Source organism: Halobellus sp. GM3 (assembly GCF_052545375.1).
Genome location: NZ_JBQWLT010000010.1, coordinates 1 through 17,589 on the forward strand (window position 1 = coordinate 1; position 17,589 = coordinate 17,589).

General features: G+C 66.1%; 13 protein-coding genes and 1 tRNA gene. 4 read left to right on the forward strand and 10 right to left on the reverse strand.

What is annotated here, in order from left to right; genetic code table 11:
* Positions 1 to 102: 102 nt before the first annotated feature.
* Positions 103 to 681 (reverse strand): DUF7090 family protein, encoded by a 579-nt coding sequence (locus ACT3HL_RS14395; RefSeq protein ID WP_445087470.1) that lies wholly within the window; start codon positions 679 to 681, stop codon positions 103 to 105.
* Positions 682 to 771: 90 nt separating this feature from the next.
* Positions 772 to 1,224 (reverse strand): DUF2391 family protein, encoded by a 453-nt coding sequence (locus ACT3HL_RS14400; RefSeq protein ID WP_445087471.1) that lies wholly within the window; start codon positions 1,222 to 1,224, stop codon positions 772 to 774.
* A 215-nt stretch (positions 1,225 to 1,439) separates the two neighbouring features.
* On the opposite strand from ACT3HL_RS14400, the gene ACT3HL_RS14405 reads away from it, so the two are divergent.
* A complete protein-coding gene (locus ACT3HL_RS14405; protein WP_445087472.1) occupies positions 1,440 to 2,120 on the forward strand; it encodes a methyltransferase domain-containing protein in 681 nt (226 codons plus the stop codon).
* Positions 2,121 to 2,160: 40 nt separating this feature from the next.
* Here the strand turns inward: ACT3HL_RS14405 and ACT3HL_RS14410 are convergent, their stop codons facing one another.
* The 3 genes from ACT3HL_RS14410 to ACT3HL_RS14420 form a co-directional block, all read right to left on the reverse strand.
* Complete coding sequence (locus ACT3HL_RS14410) at positions 2,161 to 3,429, reverse strand: ATP-binding cassette domain-containing protein (protein ID WP_445087582.1); 1,269 nt, start codon at positions 3,427 to 3,429, stop codon at positions 2,161 to 2,163.
* A gap of 187 nt (positions 3,430 to 3,616) precedes the next feature.
* The gene (locus tag ACT3HL_RS14415) at positions 3,617 to 5,482 is read right to left on the reverse strand and encodes an ABC transporter permease subunit (protein ID WP_445087473.1); all 1,866 of its coding nucleotides are present in this window, start codon (positions 5,480 to 5,482) and stop codon (positions 3,617 to 3,619) included.
* Between the two features lie 130 nt (positions 5,483 to 5,612).
* Positions 5,613 to 6,755: a thiamine ABC transporter substrate-binding protein gene (locus ACT3HL_RS14420; RefSeq protein ID WP_445087474.1), complete on the reverse strand. Its 1,143-nt coding sequence runs from the start codon at positions 6,753 to 6,755 to the stop codon at positions 5,613 to 5,615.
* Positions 6,756 to 6,886: 131 nt separating this feature from the next.
* Here ACT3HL_RS14420 and ACT3HL_RS14425 point away from each other — a divergent pair, with 131 nt between their 5' ends.
* Positions 6,887 to 7,942, forward strand: coding sequence for an AI-2E family transporter (locus ACT3HL_RS14425; RefSeq protein WP_445087475.1), 1,056 nt, complete (start codon positions 6,887 to 6,889; stop codon positions 7,940 to 7,942).
* On the opposite strand, the gene ACT3HL_RS14430 is transcribed toward ACT3HL_RS14425, so the two are convergent.
* The 3 genes from ACT3HL_RS14430 to ACT3HL_RS14440 all read right to left on the reverse strand — a co-directional run bounded on the left by ACT3HL_RS14430 (position 7,933) and on the right by ACT3HL_RS14440 (position 11,203).
* Positions 7,933 to 10,587, reverse strand: coding sequence for an ERCC4 domain-containing protein (locus ACT3HL_RS14430; RefSeq protein ID WP_445087476.1), 2,655 nt, complete (start codon positions 10,585 to 10,587; stop codon positions 7,933 to 7,935). The two genes, ACT3HL_RS14425 and ACT3HL_RS14430, sit on opposite strands and share 10 nt — an antisense overlap.
* 66 nt (positions 10,588 to 10,653) lie before the next feature.
* On the reverse strand, positions 10,654 to 10,851 hold the full coding sequence (locus ACT3HL_RS14435; protein WP_445087477.1) for a hypothetical protein: 198 nt from the start codon (positions 10,849 to 10,851) through the stop codon (positions 10,654 to 10,656).
* A gap of 109 nt (positions 10,852 to 10,960) precedes the next feature.
* Positions 10,961 to 11,203, reverse strand: a complete 243-nt coding sequence (locus ACT3HL_RS14440; protein ID WP_445087478.1) for a ferredoxin — start codon at positions 11,201 to 11,203, stop codon at positions 10,961 to 10,963.
* Positions 11,204 to 11,448: 245 nt separating this feature from the next.
* Between ACT3HL_RS14440 and ACT3HL_RS14445 the strand changes: the two genes are divergently transcribed.
* Both ACT3HL_RS14445 and cgi121 read left to right on the forward strand, forming a co-directional pair.
* Positions 11,449 to 14,085 (forward strand): ATP-dependent DNA helicase, encoded by a 2,637-nt coding sequence (locus tag ACT3HL_RS14445; RefSeq protein ID WP_445087479.1) that lies wholly within the window; start codon positions 11,449 to 11,451, stop codon positions 14,083 to 14,085.
* Positions 14,082 to 14,576: a KEOPS complex subunit Cgi121 gene (gene cgi121, locus ACT3HL_RS14450; protein WP_445087480.1), complete on the forward strand. Its 495-nt coding sequence runs from the start codon at positions 14,082 to 14,084 to the stop codon at positions 14,574 to 14,576. Before ACT3HL_RS14445 ends, cgi121 begins: the two co-directional genes overlap by 4 nt.
* An 83-nt stretch (positions 14,577 to 14,659) precedes the next feature.
* Here the strand turns inward: cgi121 and ACT3HL_RS14455 are convergent.
* Positions 14,660 to 14,732, reverse strand: a tRNA-Gln gene (locus ACT3HL_RS14455).
* Positions 14,733 to 15,293: 561 nt separating this feature from the next.
* Positions 15,294 to 17,588 (reverse strand): hydantoinase B/oxoprolinase family protein, encoded by a 2,295-nt coding sequence (locus ACT3HL_RS14460; RefSeq protein WP_445087481.1) that lies wholly within the window; start codon positions 17,586 to 17,588, stop codon positions 15,294 to 15,296.
* Position 17,589: the final 1 nt, after the last annotated feature.

Sequence of the window (17,589 nt, forward strand, 5' to 3'; positions counted from 1 at the left end):
CGCAAGGTCAGCGTGTTCTCTCACCCGCAAGGTCAGCGTGTTCTCTCACCCGCAAGGTCAGCGTGTTCTCTCACCCGCAAGGTCAGCGTGTTCTCTCACCCGTCAGAAATCGGCACTGACGCTTCCGTCGGCGTCCAGTTCGACGACGACGTCGAAGAGGTCGCGAAACCGCCGGATCGTCTCCTCGCCGTGGACCTCATTCGAGAGGTGGAACAGACCGACGGCGTCGTGTTCTTCGAGCAGGCCGAGAAGTCGCTCGCTCGCCTCGTACGCCCCGTCGACGTCGGCGTAGTACGCCATCTCGGTCACCGAATCGACGCTGATACGACGCTTTCCGTCGTGTGAGCCGAGGAACGCCGCGGTCTTTGAGACGATCCCGTCGAGGTCGTCGGGTGCCGAGACGTAGTGGACGTGGTCGGTCCCTCGGCGCGAGTAGCCGCGCTCGACCGACAGCGTATCGAGGATGACCGCCCTCGATTCGTCGACGTCGTAGTGCTCGAGTTTCTGTTCGACCTCGCGGGCGGTCGTTCGGGTCGAGATGACGAGGAAGTGGTCGGTGTCCGTCTTCAGGAAGTCGGTGTCGATCCGATCCGTCTCGCCGATGCTCGGGTGCAGGAGGAGAATCCCCGTACCGCCGGGGATACTGTCCGGCACGTTGTCGATGGCGAGGGCGTAATCCATACCCGTAGGTGCAACTGGGTCGACTTAACGGTGCGGGAAGCGAATCGGAGGGGTGGCTCGGTGTCGTTTCGCGCAACTCAAACATTCAACTCAGTACAGCGAGTCCGCGGTCGCCGCGCCGATGACGCTGAACACCGCACCGATGCTGGTCGCTTTGAGCGTTGTTCCGATCAGCCACAGATCGATTGTCGCACCGGCTAGGGCGACCCCTCCGCCCGGCGACTCCAGAAACGTCCCGGGAGCGTCGAACGCGAGTGCGAGGATGAACACCGAGAGATACGAGACCGAGATCAGCGAGATGAACCGCAACGGGACGCCGCCGACTTCGGACTCGCGGTCTGGATCCCGATCGTCGGCCTTGTACAGCGCCCCGTACCCGATGACGAAGACGATCACGGCCGTCAATAGTGCCTGCAGCCACGACATACTCTGTGCGAGCACCCACACCTCCTCGGTGACGACGAACGGCCCGGCGAGCAGGAATCCGCCGACGATCTGCTGTGCGGTGTCCGACAGCGCGAACCGCCGGCGACGTCCGACCATAGATCCACTCGGACGTCGCCCGGGATATATCGTGGCATTCGCGCCGACTCTTCGACGGTCACAGTCACCGACTCTTCGACGCTTACAGCCACCGGCTCTTCGGCGGTCATCCAGACGCCCACTGCTCGGCGGTGGGCCCGACTGTCCTCGCACCGCGGTCTATGCGACCCATTCGAAACCCGACGCTTCTTGTCTCGGACCCCCTATCCACGCGTATGAGCGTCAGAGCCGAGTTCGACGACTGGGCGGCGGACGGCCGCGATAAGGGAATGGAGGAGCGACACTGGCACACGGCGAAACACGCCCTCTCGCGGATGCCGATCGAAGAAGGCGATACGATTCTCGACCTCGGATGCGGTAGCGGCTACGCCGGACGGGCCCTGCGCGAGACGGCGGATGCGGGCCTCGTCTACGGCCTCGACGGCTCGCCGGCGATGGCGCGAAACGCCCGATCGTACACCGACGATCCGGCCGTCGCCTACGTCGTCGGCGACTTCGACGCACTCCCGTTCGCCGACGACAGCGTCGACCACGTCTGGAGTATGGAAGCGTTCTACTACGCCTCGAATCCGGATCACACTATCGAGGAGGTCGCGAGGATCCTTCGCCCCGGCGGAACGTTCTACTGCGCGGTGAACTACTACGAGGAGAACGTCCACTCCCACGAGTGGCAAGAGCGCATCGACGTCCAGATGACGCGGTGGTCGACCGACGAGTACCGAGCGGCGTTCCGTGAGGGTGGCCTCCACGTCGCCGCGCAGGATCTGATCCCCGATCGGGAGATCGAGATACCCCCCGCTGACGCCTTCCCTACCGACGAGTGGGACTCCCGGGAGGCGATGGCCGAGCGCTACCGCACCTACGGGACACTGCTCACGGTCGGCGTCGCGCCCTAATACCTCCTCACTCTATCTCCTCTCCCCAACCCTCCTCACTCTATCTCCCCTCGCTGACATCCCCACTGTCCCTCCGTGACGACGTTACCTCGGCTCCCGTGCGACGCTCGACGCTGACGACGTGCGCATCGTCGGCGTCGAATCCGACTCGAACGCTGTCGGAGAGCGGGTCGACGGATCGAATCCGGAGTTCGCGGTCGTTCCAGCGGAGATACGTCCGGGTCAATTCCCCGAGGAACTCCGATTTCGATACGGTCGCGTCGAACGCGTTTTCGGTTCTCTCCGCTTTTTCGGTCCCCTCTGTGGTTTCGAACCTCTCCGCCCTTTCGTTCGCGCCCGACTCTCCGCCTACCGCCGTCGGCGCCCCCGCCGTACGCCCGTCTCCTCCCCTCGTCTCGGTACTGTCGCGGCAGACTCGCATCTGCTCGGGTCGGACGCAGAAGGTCACGCGATCGCCGGCGGCGACTGACCGATCGGCGCGTATCGCGAATTCGGCGTCACCAACGTCGACTCGGACCACAGGTCCGAACTCACCTGACCCCTTCATTTCGACTGGAGATTCTCCCGGTATGGGGGCTGAATCTTCGGATTCCGCTGCGGACAGTGGGGGGCCACGCTCGGTGACTCGTCCCTCGAAGACGTTGTTATCGCCGACGAACTCTGCGACGAAGCGGGTCGCGGGGCGCCTGTACACATCCCGTGGCGTTCCCACCTGTTCAATCCGTCCGTCGTTCATGACGGCGACGCGGTCCGAGATCGCGAGCGCCTCCTCCTGATCGTGGGTGACATACAGCGTCGTGATTCCGAGCGTCGACTGTATCTCCTTGATCTGCAGCCGAAGCCGTTCTCGGAGCCGCGCGTCGAGCGCGCTCATCGGCTCGTCGAGGAGCAGCAGTTCCGGCCCGGGAGCGAGCGCGCGAGCGAGTGCGACGCGCTGTTTCTGTCCACCGGAAAGCTCGGTGGGATCGCGATCCCCCAACCCCGGCAGGTCGACGAGATCGAGCAGCGACTGTACTCGTTCCTCCCGGCTCGCCCCGTCTGGCGGGTCCGCGAACCGAAGCCCGTACGCGACGTTCTCCGACACCGAGAGGTGCGGGAAGAGCGCGTAGTTCTGGAAGACGACGCCGACCCCCCTCGCTTCGGGTGGAACCCCGCGCATCTCGCGGTCGTCGAACCGGATCTGCCCGGACGTCGGCGGCTCGAACCCGGCGACGAGCCTGAGCGTGGTCGTCTTTCCGCACCCGGAGGGGCCGACGAGTGTGAAGAACTCGCCGTCGTCGACGTCGAGATCGACCCCGCCGGTCTCCATTCGGCCGCCGGTGTCCTCCCCACCGCCGGTCTGTTTTTGCCCGCCAGTCTCGTTCCCACCGCCGGCTGCTCGGTCTTCGCCAGCGCCTCGTCCGCCGAGTGCGACCGTCGCTCCGTACTCCTTTCGGACGTTTTCGAGTGTGAGTCTCATCTGTTTTCTCCGCGGCTTTCGGAGTCTGTCGCCATCGTTAGAATCCCCCTCGTCCGCCGTACCGCCCGCCGAAGCGCTCGATCACCACGAAGCTCAGGCTCGTGACCGCCAGCAGAACACACCCCATCGCGGTCGCCGGGCCGAGCCGCCGGCCCAGATACCGCTCGACGGCGACGGGCATCGTGTAACTGGTCGACCCCTCAGCGAGGACGATCGTCGAGTCGAACTCGCCGATGCTGATTGCGAAGGCGAACGCCGCGCCCGCGATCACGCCGGCGGCGACGAGCGGCAACTCGATATCGACCAGCGCGCGCACGCGACTCGCGCCGAGGCTCCGAGCGGACTCGACCAACCGCGGGTCGAGGTTGCCGAGCAGCGGCGCGACGTTGCGCGTCACGAACGGGTACGCGCCCACTGCGTGTGCGGCGACGATCGCCAGCACGCCGGTCACCTGAACCCGCGTGCCGAACAGCTCGGTCCCGAAGACGAGGCCGCGAAGCAGTCCGAGACCGACGACGATGCCCGAGACGGCGAACGGGGCCATCGCGAGCGCGTCGATCGCGGCGCGCCCGCGGAACCGCCGCGTCGTCAGCACGGCCATCACGACGCCCATCGGCACGGCGACGGAGAGCGTTCCGGCGCCGAAGCGCAGCGAGTTCCAGATCGCGGGGAGCGGCCGCACCTGATACGATTGGCCCGTCTGCTGGCGTTCGAGCAGAAACCGGTAGTGGTCGAGCGTCAGCCCTCCCTGCGGGCCCGTCAGGCTCGTGAGCACCATCGAGGCGATCGGAACCACGAACACCGCGAGGACGACGACGGCGTACCCCGCGATTCCGGCGCGCGCGCCGACCGCCGACGCCGACCACGACGCGGGCCACAGCGACCGCCGCGGCTGTGGTCGCGCGCCCTGTCCCGACGCCCGCTTTCGACCCTCATAGCGGAGATACAGGTACGTCAGCCCCAGCGAGACGACCGTCTCTATAACGGCGAGCGCGGCCGCTTCGGCGTACGCGAGGTTCTGGATCCGCGAGTAGATGAACACCTCCACGGTGGCGAGCTGAAAGCCCCCGAGAGCGAGCACGATCGGGAAGGACGCGAACGTGAAGACGAACGTCAGCGTCGCGCCGATCGCGATCGCCGGGAGCAACTGGGGGAGAACGACGTCGCGGAACGCCCGCGTCGGCGAGGCACCGAGGCTCCGGGCCGTCTCGATCGCGGAGGCGTCGACGCTCTCCCAGGCCGCGGTCGTCACCCGTGCGACGAGCGGCGCGTTGTAGAAGGCGTGGGCGATCACGATCGCCGGGAGCGTGTAGAGTAACTCGACGGCTGGCAGTCCGAGCGCCCGCAACGTCGCATTGAGCGGCCCGTTCTGTCCGAACGTGGCGACGAACCCGATCGCGACCATAATCGACGGCATCACGAACGGCAGGATCGTCAGCGAGCGCAGCGTCTCGCGGCCGGGGAACTCGAAGCGCGCGAGCACCCACGCGCCCGGGAGCCCGAGCGCGACCGACGCGACCGTCGAGAGCAACGCCTGATACGCGGTGAATCCGAAGATATCGATGAGGTAGAACCGCGAGGAGAGCACCGCTACGAGCGGCTCTGCCGTCAGTCGCCCGTCGACGACGACGGCGTCGACGAACACCGTCGCGACCGGGTAATAGAAGACGACGAGGAGGACGAGTGCCGTTACTGCCGCGCCGAGTGCGATCGCGTGCGCCTCCACGCTCGACAGGAACCCGCGAACGCGACGTACGATCGCTGGACCCGGCTCCGAACGCACGGTTTTCAGTAGCCTCGTCGCGGTGTCATCGCCGGCTGGCGACTCGTCGTCCGGTGGACCGTCTCCGCTCGCCGATCCGCCATCGCTCGATATCGGCGGGGATTGGCCGTTTCTCGGCATCGACAGGGCTCCGCCGTTGCGCGGCCTTGACGAGGATCCGCCGTCGCTCGATGTCGACGAGGATTCACCGTCGCTCGGCGTCGACGGGGAGCCGCCGTCCGTGGATGGCGTCTCGTCCGCCGGCGCATCGTCACTTGCTGGCGAACTGCTGTTCCCACGCTCGGGTCCACTCACTCACGTTGTCTCGGAGTTCGTCGTACGTGAAAGTGACTGCTTCCGGGGGTGCTTGGGCGTACTCCGCGAACTCTTCGGGCAGGTCGGCGGTCGTCGTCGCCGGGAACGCGACGTTCCGCTGGGCGATCTCGCCTTGGACGTCGGGTCGAAGCATAAATTCGAGGAACCGGCGAGCAAGTTCTGGCTCGTCGCTCCCCTCGAAAAGCGCCATTCCCTCGGGGTAGGCGTACCCCTGATCGTTCAGGAACCGGATCTGGTGCTTCGCGAGATCCTCGTCGGACCGGTTTGCGTACACTTGATCCGTCGAGTACGAGACGACCATCGGCGCCTCCTCCTCCTCGTAGGCGGTGTACGACGACGACCAGTCCGCGAGTACGCGGACGTCGTTCTCCTGTAACGCCTCCCAGTAGTCGAGGTACTCGTCCGGACCCTTCTCTTTGATCGTGTGCAGCAGAAACGACTTCCCGGTCGCGCTGCCCGTCGGGTTCTGCGTGAGGAGGTCGCCCTCGTAGGCCGGATCGAGGAGCCCATCGAACGTCTCGGGCGCGACGAACGCCCCGTCGTCGCCCATCGTCTCGTTGTACACGATGCTGACGTAGCTCGTGTCGTACGGGACGATGCGCCCCTGCGGATCGAAGTTCAGCCCGCCTTTCACGTCGTCCCGTCCGGATACGTCCTCGACGGCGGTGAACAGTCCCTCGTCCAACTGCTCGTCGACCCGAATGAGCATATCCACGTTGAGGCCGACGTAGACGTCCGCCTCGATGTCGGCGCCCTGCATCGCGCGCTCGATGTAGTAGTTGATCTCGCTGTCGGGCGTCTCGAACCGGAGCGTCGCGTCGAACTCCGACTCGAAGGCCTCCTTGATCCACGGTCCGGGGCTCGTCGAGGGCGCGTCGACGAACGGGCCGTACGTCGAAACGACCAGTTCGGCGGGCTCGGAGCCGCTGTCGCCGGCGGTCGTGCCGGTCTCCGTCCCGCTGTCTCCCGCGCTATCGCCGCTCGTTTCCGTGTCTGTCGCTCCGTCGCCGCCGAGGCAGCCGGCGAGGCCGACGACGCCGCTTGCACCGGCCGCGCGAACGAAGGTTCGTCGTTTCATTACTAGGTGATCACACTCGGTGATATTTAGGTGTGATGGACTCGGGTCGCCGCCGTCGACGTTCGCGCCTGGGTCCGTTCGTTCGTTCGGATCGGAGAAACGCTCTTACCGTTTCGCTGTGAGATCCGGCCGTGTCGAACCATCGACGGTACGTCTTCGGCGGGCTGTTCGCGCTCGCCGGGGCGCTTTCGGCGGTCCTGCTGGCGTCGGTGCTCGGGACAGTGTTCTTCGCCGTCACGGTCGCGTACCTGCTATGGCCGGTTCGACAGACGCTCGTCGCTCGCGGCCAGTCACGACGGATCGCGAGCGCCGGCGTGACGTTCGGGGCGTTTCTGATGACGCTTCTCGTCTTCGTCCCGCTCGTCGTCGTCGTCTACCTCCGGTTCGATTCGTTCGTCGCGCTGATCGGACTGCTGCCGGACGAGATCGAACTCGGCGCGTTCGGGTTCCAGTACGCGGTGACGCTGCAATCGCTCACCGAGGCCATTATCCACCTCGTCGAGCGCACCGCCCGGCGCGCTGCCACGGCCGCGCCGGTCATCCTCGTGAAGGTAACGCTGTTCGTGTTTCTCATCTACTCGCTGTTGTTTTACGGAGAGCAAGCGCAGCGGTCGGCCATTGCACTCGTTCCCCACGGCTACCGGGACGCCGCGAGGGCGTTGAACCGGCGCGCTCGAGAGACTCTCTTCGCCATCTACGTCTTACAGGCGGCGACCGCAGTCGGGACGTTCTTCTTCGCACTTCCCGTGTTCTACGCCCTCGGCTACGACGCGGCAGTCACGCTAGCGACCGTCTCGGCCGTCCTCCAGTTCGTCCCTATCGTCGGTCCGAGCGTGCTGCTCGCCGGACTCGCGGCGTATCACGTCGCGGTCGGCGAACTGATCCGGGCCGCGCTCGTCTTCCTCCTCGGCGGGTTCGTCATCGCGCTGCTCCCGGACGTACTCATCCGACCGCGACTCGCCCGCCAGACGGCCGACATTCCGGGGAGCCTCTACTTCGTCGGGTTCTTCGGCGGCGTGCTCACGCTCGGCTCGATCGGCGTCGTCGCCGGACCGCTCGCAGTCGGGCTGTTCGTCGAGTCGGCGGCGCTGCTCTCGACGGAACTGAACGCCGTCAGCCAGGACGCCGACGCGGCCGACGGCGATGCACACACCACCGTCGAGGACGGCGACGACGGTCACTCGTAGTCGCTGCCGACGACCTCGCGGATCCGCTCGGCCGTCACCTCACCGATCCCGCTCACCTCGCGGAGGTCGTCCTCGCGCGCGGTCATCACGGCTTCGACGGTTCCGAACTCCCGAAGCAGCGACTGGGCGGTGACGGGGCCGATGTCCGCGATCGAGGAGACGACGTACTCCTGCTGTTCGGCAAGCGTCTTCGCGCTCTTCTCGCCGTGGACGCTCACGGTCCGGTCGCGCTCGGTCTGCTCGCGCTCGGCGATCGTCAGCAGCAACTCGGCGGTGTCCGACTCGTCCCGCGTCTGTAGGACGCTCACGTCGAAATCGACGGCGAGCGACGCGAGCGCGCCGCGGATCGCCCCCGGGTGGACGTTCCGCTCCTCGTAGAGGCCGTCGCCCTCGACGATCAGCACCGGCCGGGCGTACGCCCTGGCGAGGTCGCCGATCTGCTCGAATATCGAGCGGTCGCCGTCCAGCAGGGTGTCGAGAAAGTCCGGAACCGACTTCCGCTCGACGGCGACGCGATCCGAGAGCACGTAGTCGCCGACTGCCAGCGTCTCCAGCCGCGTCCGGACGCCCTCGCGCTTCGAGAGGTCCTTCGCGATGGCGGCATCGAGTTCGCGCTGGTCGACGACGATCTCGGTCTCCTCGCCGTCGTCGCCGGCGGTCGCGATGACGCCCGAACCGGGGTCGGTAGCGTCCCCATCGCCGTTTTCACCGGTTCCTTCGATTTCGCTGTTCCCGCTACTTCCGTTGGTTCCGTCGCTTCCGTTGCTTCCGTTGGTTCCGTCGCTTCCGTCGCTTCCGTCGCTTTCGCCGGTTCCCTCGTCGTCATCGCTCGCCCGCTCGAGTTCCTCGTCGGTGGGTCCGAAGTCAGCGAGTCCCGCCTGCCCGGTCGACTGCGCGGATGCCGAGGAGCCGTCGCCGGCGGACTCCCGGCACTCGTCGCCGGCGGACGTTCGGCCGCGTTCGCCTTCGGCGACGGTTTCGTCGCCGCTAGCGGCTTTCCCGGTATCGGCGCTTCCGTCCCCGGAGCCGCCGGCGACGTCGCTCTCCCCGCCCCCGTCGTACGCCCCCAGCCCGCGCTGCGGCGCGTCCAGTTCGGACTCGATGTCGCCGGCGAGGCTCTTCAGCTCCCGCAGCTCCGATTCCATCTCCTTCTCGCGGCGGCGCGAGATCCAGAAGAACGCCTCGTCGCGGGTGTCCTCGGCGAGAAGCACGACGACGCGACCGTCGGCCTGTCGGCCGGTCCGCCCCTTCCGCTGAATCGAGCGGATGGCGGTCGGCACCGGCTCGAAGAAGAGCACCAGATCGACTTCCGGCACGTCCAGTCCCTCCTCGGCGACCGACGTCGAGACGAGGACCTCGAACTCACCGGCGCGGAACGCGTCGAGCGCCTCCTGCTGTTCTTTCTGGGTCATCCCCTCGGAGCTCTCCTTGTCGCCCTGCCCGACGAACTTCCGAACCTCAAAGGAGGTCGATAGGAACTCCGTCAGCGCCTCCGCGGTGTCCCGCGACTCCGTGAAGACGATCACGCGCTCGCCGCCCTCGATGCCGAGCGTCTGCGCCAGCAGGATCCGCGCCCGGGAGAACTTCGGGTGGGTGCCGTCGAAAGACTCGGCGAGGCGCATCGCCTCTCGAACCTTGGGCTCGGCGACGAGCCGCTGGCTCGCCTTCGACGCGCCCGACGAGCGCGCGGCGTTGCGCTGCCGCTCGAAGTACCGCCGGACTGACTCCACCGACTGCGTCTCGACGAGTTCGACCGCTCGGCGGAGCTTCATCACCTCCGCGTGCGTCGACATCCCCTTGTAGCCCTCCGATTTGTCGGCGTTCATCAGCTCTTGGAGCTTCCCGCGCATCCGATTCAGCTGCTTCTGTGAGACGTCTGGCTGGGTCGTGTTCGTCACGCCCAGCGACTTCAGCTTCTGCAGGCGGTCTTTGATCACCTCGTTGAGCGAGTCGCGGATCCGCAGGATGTCCTCCGGGAGGTCGATCCGCTCCCACTCGACCGACGTGTCGTGCGTGTACTCGTCGACGTCGGCGTCCTCCTCGGTCATCACCTCGACCTCGCTGATCCCGAGGTTCTGACACACCTCGACGATCGCCTCCCGGTCGCCGCCGGGCGAGGCGCTCATCCCGGTGACGAGCGGGTTCTCGGCGTCCGCGTGGTATCGCTCGGCGATGTAGACGTACGCGTAGTCGCCGCTGGCGCGGTGGCACTCGTCGAAGGTGAGATGGGTGACGTCGGAGAGCGAGACCCGACTCCCGACGAGGTCGTTCTCGACGACTTGGGGCGTCGCGACGACGATCCGCGCGTCCTCCCACGCCTCGGCTCTGTCCTCCGGCCGTATCTCCCCGGTGAACACGACGATCTCCTCGTCGGGAATCGAGAGCGCCTCCCGATAGAAGTCGGCGTGCTGCTGGACGAGCGGCTTCGTCGGCGCGAGAAAGAGCACCTTCCCGCCCACTTCGTTGAGCCTGTCAGCGGTCACGAGCAGGCTCACGGTCGTCTTTCCGAGGCCGGTGGGGAGACACACGAGCGTGTGCGACTCCCGCGCCGATCCCGCGAGGCGGATCTGGTAGATCCGTCGCTCGATGAACGCCGGGTTCAGCAGTGGGTGATCCACGTACGCGGGGTCGTCGGTGGCCGCCATCACGTCCGATTGGGCGTCACCGCTGTTAAGCGTTCGGCGACTTCGGTGAAAGTGAAATTCGGTCGGTTACCCGTCTCGTCGGGCGTTCGACCCGAATTCGTACTGGACGTGATCGCGGGTGTCTGATCCGAATTCGGACCAGACGCGCTCGCGGGCGTCCGACCGCGACTCCCCGTTGTCGACCTCCTCGATGGACTCAGGCAGCGACGCCCCGACGAGATCTGCCCATTCCGAGAGATTTTGCCCCCGGTTTCGGTGGCTCATACACTTCCCTCGGATACAAAAATATCCTCGGACGTATATAATGATTGTGCCGACGCCTCGGGTCGCATAGCTGTGCCGCCATCTCGGAGTTCGCTGTGAGCTCGCTCCCTCAGACCACCTGCTCGCTGTCGTCGTCGTACAGTTCGATCGCGTCTACGGGGCAGCTACGGGCGGCGAACTCCGCGTCGAGCTCCTCGCCGTCCGGGACTTCGAGCTCGAATACCTCGTCTTCGACCGCTGTCGCCCCGCTGAGGTCGGCTTTTCCGTCGTCGAGGTTCTTCTCGAAGGCGTCCCACTCCTCGACGCACTGGAACATCCCGATGCAGGTGTCGCGGTCGTAACGGATCTTCATACGCGTCGTTCGATGAGGGGGGACATATTGCTGGCGACGTCCACGTCCTGCCGGCGCCCACGTACTACTGCCGGCGACGTCCACGTCCTGCCGGCGACGTCTACGCATTGTTAACGGCTCCTCTATCGCCGCCGGCGTCGCAGCGCTGTGCGGTGACACCGTTGGTGGTTCGTCGTCGCACTGGGGGCTGGCCGTCGCACCCGGACACCGACGGTTTAAACGGGAGGACGGCGTACTCCGCGTCGATGCAACCGGAGGAGGTACCCGAACTCCCGGAAGGGGTCGCCTCGCGCCTGCGCGAGGAGGGGATCGAAGCGCTGTATCCCCCGCAGGCGGCGGCAGTCGAGGCGGGCGTCACCCGCGGCCAGAGCGTTGTCGCCTCGGTCCCGACCGCCTCGGGAAAGACGCTCGTCGCGGAACTAGCGATGCTTTCGAGCGTCGCGCGCGGCGCCTCCGGGCCGCGTTCGGCTGGTGCGGAGGGCCCCCACGACGCGCCCGTCGATGCGCCACGCGGGAAGGCGCTCTACATCGTCCCGCTTCGGGCGCTCGCCTCCGAGAAGAAGGCCGAGTTCGAGCGCTGGGAGGCGTACGGCTTCGACGTCGGCGTCTCGACGGGAAACTACGACTCCGACGGCGAGTGGCTCGGCTCCCGCGACATCATCGTTGCGACCTCCGAGAAGGTCGACTCCCTGATCAGAAACGGCGCGAAGTGGATCGGTGACCTGACCTGCGTCGTCTCCGACGAGGTCCATCTCGTCGACGACGCCCACCGCGGGCCGACGCTGGAAGTCACGCTCGGGAAGCTGCGGACACTCAACCCCGAGCTACAGGTCGTCGCGCTGTCTGCGACCGTCGGCAACGCCGACGTCGTCGCCGAGTGGCTCGACGCGGAACTCGTCGAGTCCGACTGGCGACCCATCGACCTCCGGACGGGCGTCCACTACGGCAACGCGATCACGTTCGACGACGGGAGCCAGCGCGAGGTCCCGGTCGAATCCGGCGGCCGGCCGACCGCCGCGCTCGTCGACGACGCGCTCGCGGGAGAGAGTAATGGAGATTCCGGCGAAGACGTTGAGGGCGGCGCCGATCAGGGATCTTCGCTCGTCTTCGTGAACTCCCGACGGAACGCCGAGGCGTCCGCAAAGCGCCTGCGCGAGGTGACCGCTTCCCACCTCGACGACGAGGAGCGTGGGCGACTCGCCGGCCTCGCCGCGGAGATTCGGGACGTCTCCGACGCCGAAGCGAGCGACACACTGGCGGACTGCGTCGCGAAGGGCGCCGCCTTTCACCACGCCGGGCTCGCCGCTGAACACCGCTCGATGGTCGAGGAGGCGTTCCGGGACCGACTCGTCAAGTGCGTGTCCGCGACCCCGACGCTCGCCGCCGGGGTCAACACGCCGAGCCGTCGCGTGATCGTCCGCGACTGGCGGCGCTACGACGGCGAGTTCGGCGGGATGAAGCCGCTCGACGTGCTCGAAGTCCACCAGATGATGGGCCGCGCCGGCCGACCGGGGCTCGACCCGTACGGCGAAGCCGTGCTCCTGGCGAAGAACGCCGACACGCGAGATGAACTGTTCGAGCGGTACATCTGGGCGGATCCGGAGCCGGTCCACTCGAAGCTGGCCGCGGAGCCGGCGCTCCGGACCCACGTCCTCGCCACCGTCGCCTCCGGGTTCGCCCACACCCGCGGTGAGCTCCTCGACTTCCTCGATCAGACGCTGTATGCGACCCAGACCGGGGAGTCGGGGCGGCTGGCGGCGGTCACTGACGACGTCCTCGCGTACCTCGAACGCAACGGCTTCCTCGAGCGCGAGGACGACGCGCTCACCGCGACGAGCGTCGGTCACACCGTCTCGCGGCTCTACCTCGACCCGATGACGGCCGCCGAGATCATCGACGGCCTCGAGTGGGCCGCAGACAACCGCGCGGAGATGGTCCGCGCGCTCGCGGGCGGCGGCGGAGGGCAGTCGGTCGCCCGTGCTAACGCTCCCGGCGAGGCCGACGGCGACGCCGCGACGGCCGGGTTCCAGCGGGCCAGCGAGTTGGCGTCGCCGACGGGCGCCGCCGAAGGCGGATCGGCCGACATCGAGGAGGAGAACGGCTCCGATCTCCCGGACGGTCCCGACGACCCCGAAGACGCCGGTCTCCCGGACGACGTCACCTACCCCACGGCGCTCGGGCTCTTCCATCTCGTCTCGCGGACGCCGGATATGTATCAGCTCTATCTCAAATCCGGCGATCGGGAGGAGTACACAGAGCGGTGTTACGAACGCGAACCGGAACTGCTCGGACGGACGCCCTCGGAGTACGAGGACGTCCGGTTCGAGGAGTGGCTGTCGGCGCTGAAGACCGCGAGGCTGCTCGAAGACTGGGCGAACGAGGTCGACGAGAGTCGGATCACCGAGCGCTACGGCGTCGGGCCGGGGGACATCCGCGGGAAAGTCGAGACCGCCGAGTGGCTGCTCGGCGCGGCCGAACAGCTCGCGGGCGAACTCGGTCTCCCGGTCGTTCCGGTCCGCGAGGCGAAAAAGCGGATCGAGTACGGCGTCCGCGACGAACTGCTCGATCTCGCCGGCGTCCGCGGTGTCGGACGAAAGCGCGCCCGGCGGCTCTTCGAGGCCGGCATCGAGACCAGGGCCGACCTCCGCGACGCAGACAAGCCCGTGATCCTCCGCGCGCTCCGCGGCCGACGCAAGACCGCCGAGAGCATCCTCGAAAACGTCGGCCGGAGTGATCCGTCGATGGGCGGCGTCGGGGCGGCCGACGGCGACTCCGACGCCGACTCGAGCGACTGGGGCGGCTCGAACGCAGCGGACCGCTCACGCGACGACGGCTCCCGAACCGACCCCGAAGAGCAGGCCAGTCTGGGTGATTTCGGATGAGGCTCCTCGAGGGCACCGCCGAGGTAGACGACGTGGACGCGTTCGTCTCGCTCCTCGACGAGATCGCGACGTCGACCGGCGCCACGATCCAGGCGTTCGACGCGCGGTACGTCGTGAGCGAGCGCCACCTCGAACGCGCGGTCGAACTGGCCGATAGGGCCATCGAACGCGGGGACAGTATCGCCCGCGATCGTGCAGTCGAAATACTCCTCTACGCCGCCGGTCGACGGCAGATCACCGACGCGCTCGAACTCGGAGTCTCACCGGGAGAAAACCGCGTCGTCATCCTCGTCGACGGCGGCGATGAATCGGCCGCCGCCGAGGCCGTCGGTAACCGCGCCCTCAACGACGCTGAGGCGGTTCTCGGCGACTACGACCCCGAGCGGGTCCGGGAGTACTTCGGGATCTCTGAGGCCGAACTCGGCGTCGTTGACGGCGACCTCGAAACCCTCGTCCTCGAACGGGCCGCGCTGCTCGTCGTCGAGAAGTGACCCCTTCGTTTCCGGTGGAGATGGAGCGGAACGCGGTCGCTCGATCCGAAACGAGCGTCACGGGAAAATCCGGACCGCGGGAATAGTCCCACCAGGATTCGAACCTGGGTCGAAGCCCCCAGAAGGCTTCAGGATTGGCCACTACCCCATGGGACTGCACTCTCCGACGCCGCTCGTCGGCTTCGTGCCCGTTCGTAGCCCGCGACTCCATATGAGTGTTGCGAAGCTCAGCCGTCGGACTCGTTCGGCGCAGGGTCGGACTTGCTCGACACACCGTCGGCGGTAGCGTCGACGCCCGTTTCCGCGCCGCCATTCGGCGCCGCGCGATCGAGAGCTGACGAGGCTACCGCTCTTGGTGCAGCACGTAACGCTTTGACTCTACTACTATATATCCAAAATAATATATTTTATTAAGGTATATAAGTTCTGCTGATGGGGTGCCGTTCAACTATTGGATCATAGGGCAATTTAAAGCCTGAAACGGGGAACCGAATCACGTATCGAGCAGTGAGTCCAGACCTGATTAGTTGTCGCCTCGAAACCAAAGAACTCAAAAATACAACGAGTAATCCGGTAACGTCACATATTCATGCGCATTCTGTGTTCACGAACCGCAGCACGCACCGGAACCAGAAAATAGCGTCAGAAACATACTCTGGAATATAATACGGTGAAATCACCGAATTTCAAACTATTCTGGTCACCGATCTCGTAGCGTCACCGGTTCAATCGGAGGTGGGGATAATACTCCGCTCCCTCCTTGGCGATTTCCGTGGCGATCCGGGTCGCACACGTCGGACAGTAGAAGTCTCGGAACTCCATCTCGTCGTCGACGAGGACGTGTGGATCGATCCACAGCGGCCCGAGATCCTCGATGTCGCGCGTTCGGAGAGCGAGTTCGTGCTTGACGTTCTCGTCGACGAACCCGAGGTCGTGACCGCACTTCGAACACTCGAAGCGGTCGTCCTCCACTCGGAGATAATCGCCGATGTGGTACTGGTCCGACTCGCGGATCTCCTCGATCGGGGTCGATCCGGCGGCGTGGTCCGCGGTATCGACCGCGGCCGTGGACGCTTCGAGTCGGTCGTCCCGTATCTCTCTGCGGCGCGCTTCGGTCGCCGCTTCGTCGACTGAGTCACCGTCCAGTACGACCCCGTAGATGTCGTTTGCGACTTCGTCGGAGATCCGTTCGCTCCGGACGTCCTCGGCGACCTTGTCCGGATCCCTGTCGATCGGATCGCCGTATCCGGCGCGACTCTGCCAGGTGAACTCGAACAGATCGCCCTCCATCAGGGGCATCCCTTCGCCCTTCCCCTCGGGGTGCTCGGTTTCGCCCTCGACCGCGGAGAACCGATCGGGGAGTTCCTGCTGTTCGAACTGGGCGTGGACGTCCGTCCCCCGTTTCACGCGGGTCTGTAGGCGGGCCGGCGGCCCGCCGCCCATCAGTCCGTGTGTGCTGGGGATCGCCTCGTTGTTCCAGCCCGCGATGTTGACGTCACCCTTGTGCTGGATGAGTCCGAGCTTTCCGCCGTTTCCGCCGCGCTGAGTCCCAACGCCGGCGCTGTCGGGTTGCTCTCCCCGATACATAAACAGTATTGGACGGTCGAGTTCGGTCACCTCGACGTTCGGTGCCTTGGCTTCCGGATGGGACTCGCCGCCGTTTGCGAACTTCCCGTCTCGGTGCGGGAGCGCCGCGCCCGCACTTATCACGCCGTCGAGCAGCGGTCCCACGAAGAAGTCCTCTCGCTGGTTGACTCCAGCGAGCATCGCCATCCCGCCGCTCGACATGATCGAGGAGACCGCTTTCCGCCTGAGATCCTCGTTCTCCGAGGAAAGCAGCATTCTGGAGATGACGGCCGCCGCCATCCCGTGTGCCGGGTGCGCGGCGTACATCCCGGAGGTCGAAACCGGCTCACCGTACTCCGGCGACGTCAGCGTCCCGATCTCCGGTTCGAACTCGAGGTGGTTCGCGATGCCGCCGACCGCGCCCATCTGCTCGGGGATCATCAGATAGTTGAAGGCGCTCATAATGCTTCCGCGCCATCCGGCGAGCGGGAGATTGATCACGCCCTCGCTGGGATGGGTCCCCTCGTTGTCGAAGCGCAGGGTGTCCCCCTCCTTTGTCATCCGCAGCCGCATCTCGTAGGTACCGCGATCGCCGGTCTCCGAAACCTCCTGATAGGCGCGCTCCTCCCACGTCCCGTCGGGGATGTCCGCCAGCACGTCGCTGAAGGCCTGGTCGCTCGATTCCGTGATCCGGTGCATCACTGCTTTGACCGTCTCCGGCCCGTATTCGTCCACCAGTTCGAGGATCTGCTCTCGCGTGTGGTTGTTCCCCGCGATCTGTGCGCGGAGGTTGAGTCCGATATCGACGGGCGTCCGCGAGTGGCGCCGGTAGGACTCCTCGATGTCGCGTTGGATCTCTCCTTCGGCCACGATCTTCACCGGGGGGATCGGCACCGGGTCCTGAAAGATGTCCTCCGCGTGCTGGACGAAGCTCCCCGGTGCCGCGCCGCCGACGTCGTTCTGGTGAGCGATGTTCGAGACCCAACAGAACAGTTGCCCGTCGTAGAAGACCGGGGCGGTAACGGCGACGTCCTGTTGGTGCGGTGCGGAGATCCACGGGTCGTTCGTGAGGAACATGTCGCCCGGATTGATGCCGGGGTTCTCCGACCGGTTCTCGAGAGTCCACTTGACGTTCAGATCCATCACGCCCGAGAAGTACTGCACGTACTGGCCGAAGTACACGAAGTCGCCATCGGCGTCTTGGATGCTCGTCTGGAAGTCCCGCGTTTCCAGCGTAACCGGCGACACAGAGAGGTTCTCTATCGTTTCGCCGTGCTGCTGGTTGATGTTCCAAATCCGGTGTTGGAGCACCCGGTAGGTGACCGGATCGACCTCGTCGGCGGTTTCGGTGTGGAGGTCGATGGAGTCTGCGATGTCCAGCTCCTCGCCGGGGAGGTACGGCTTGTCGATTCCGTTGAGTTCGTCGTGGTCTGATTCTGCTGCCATA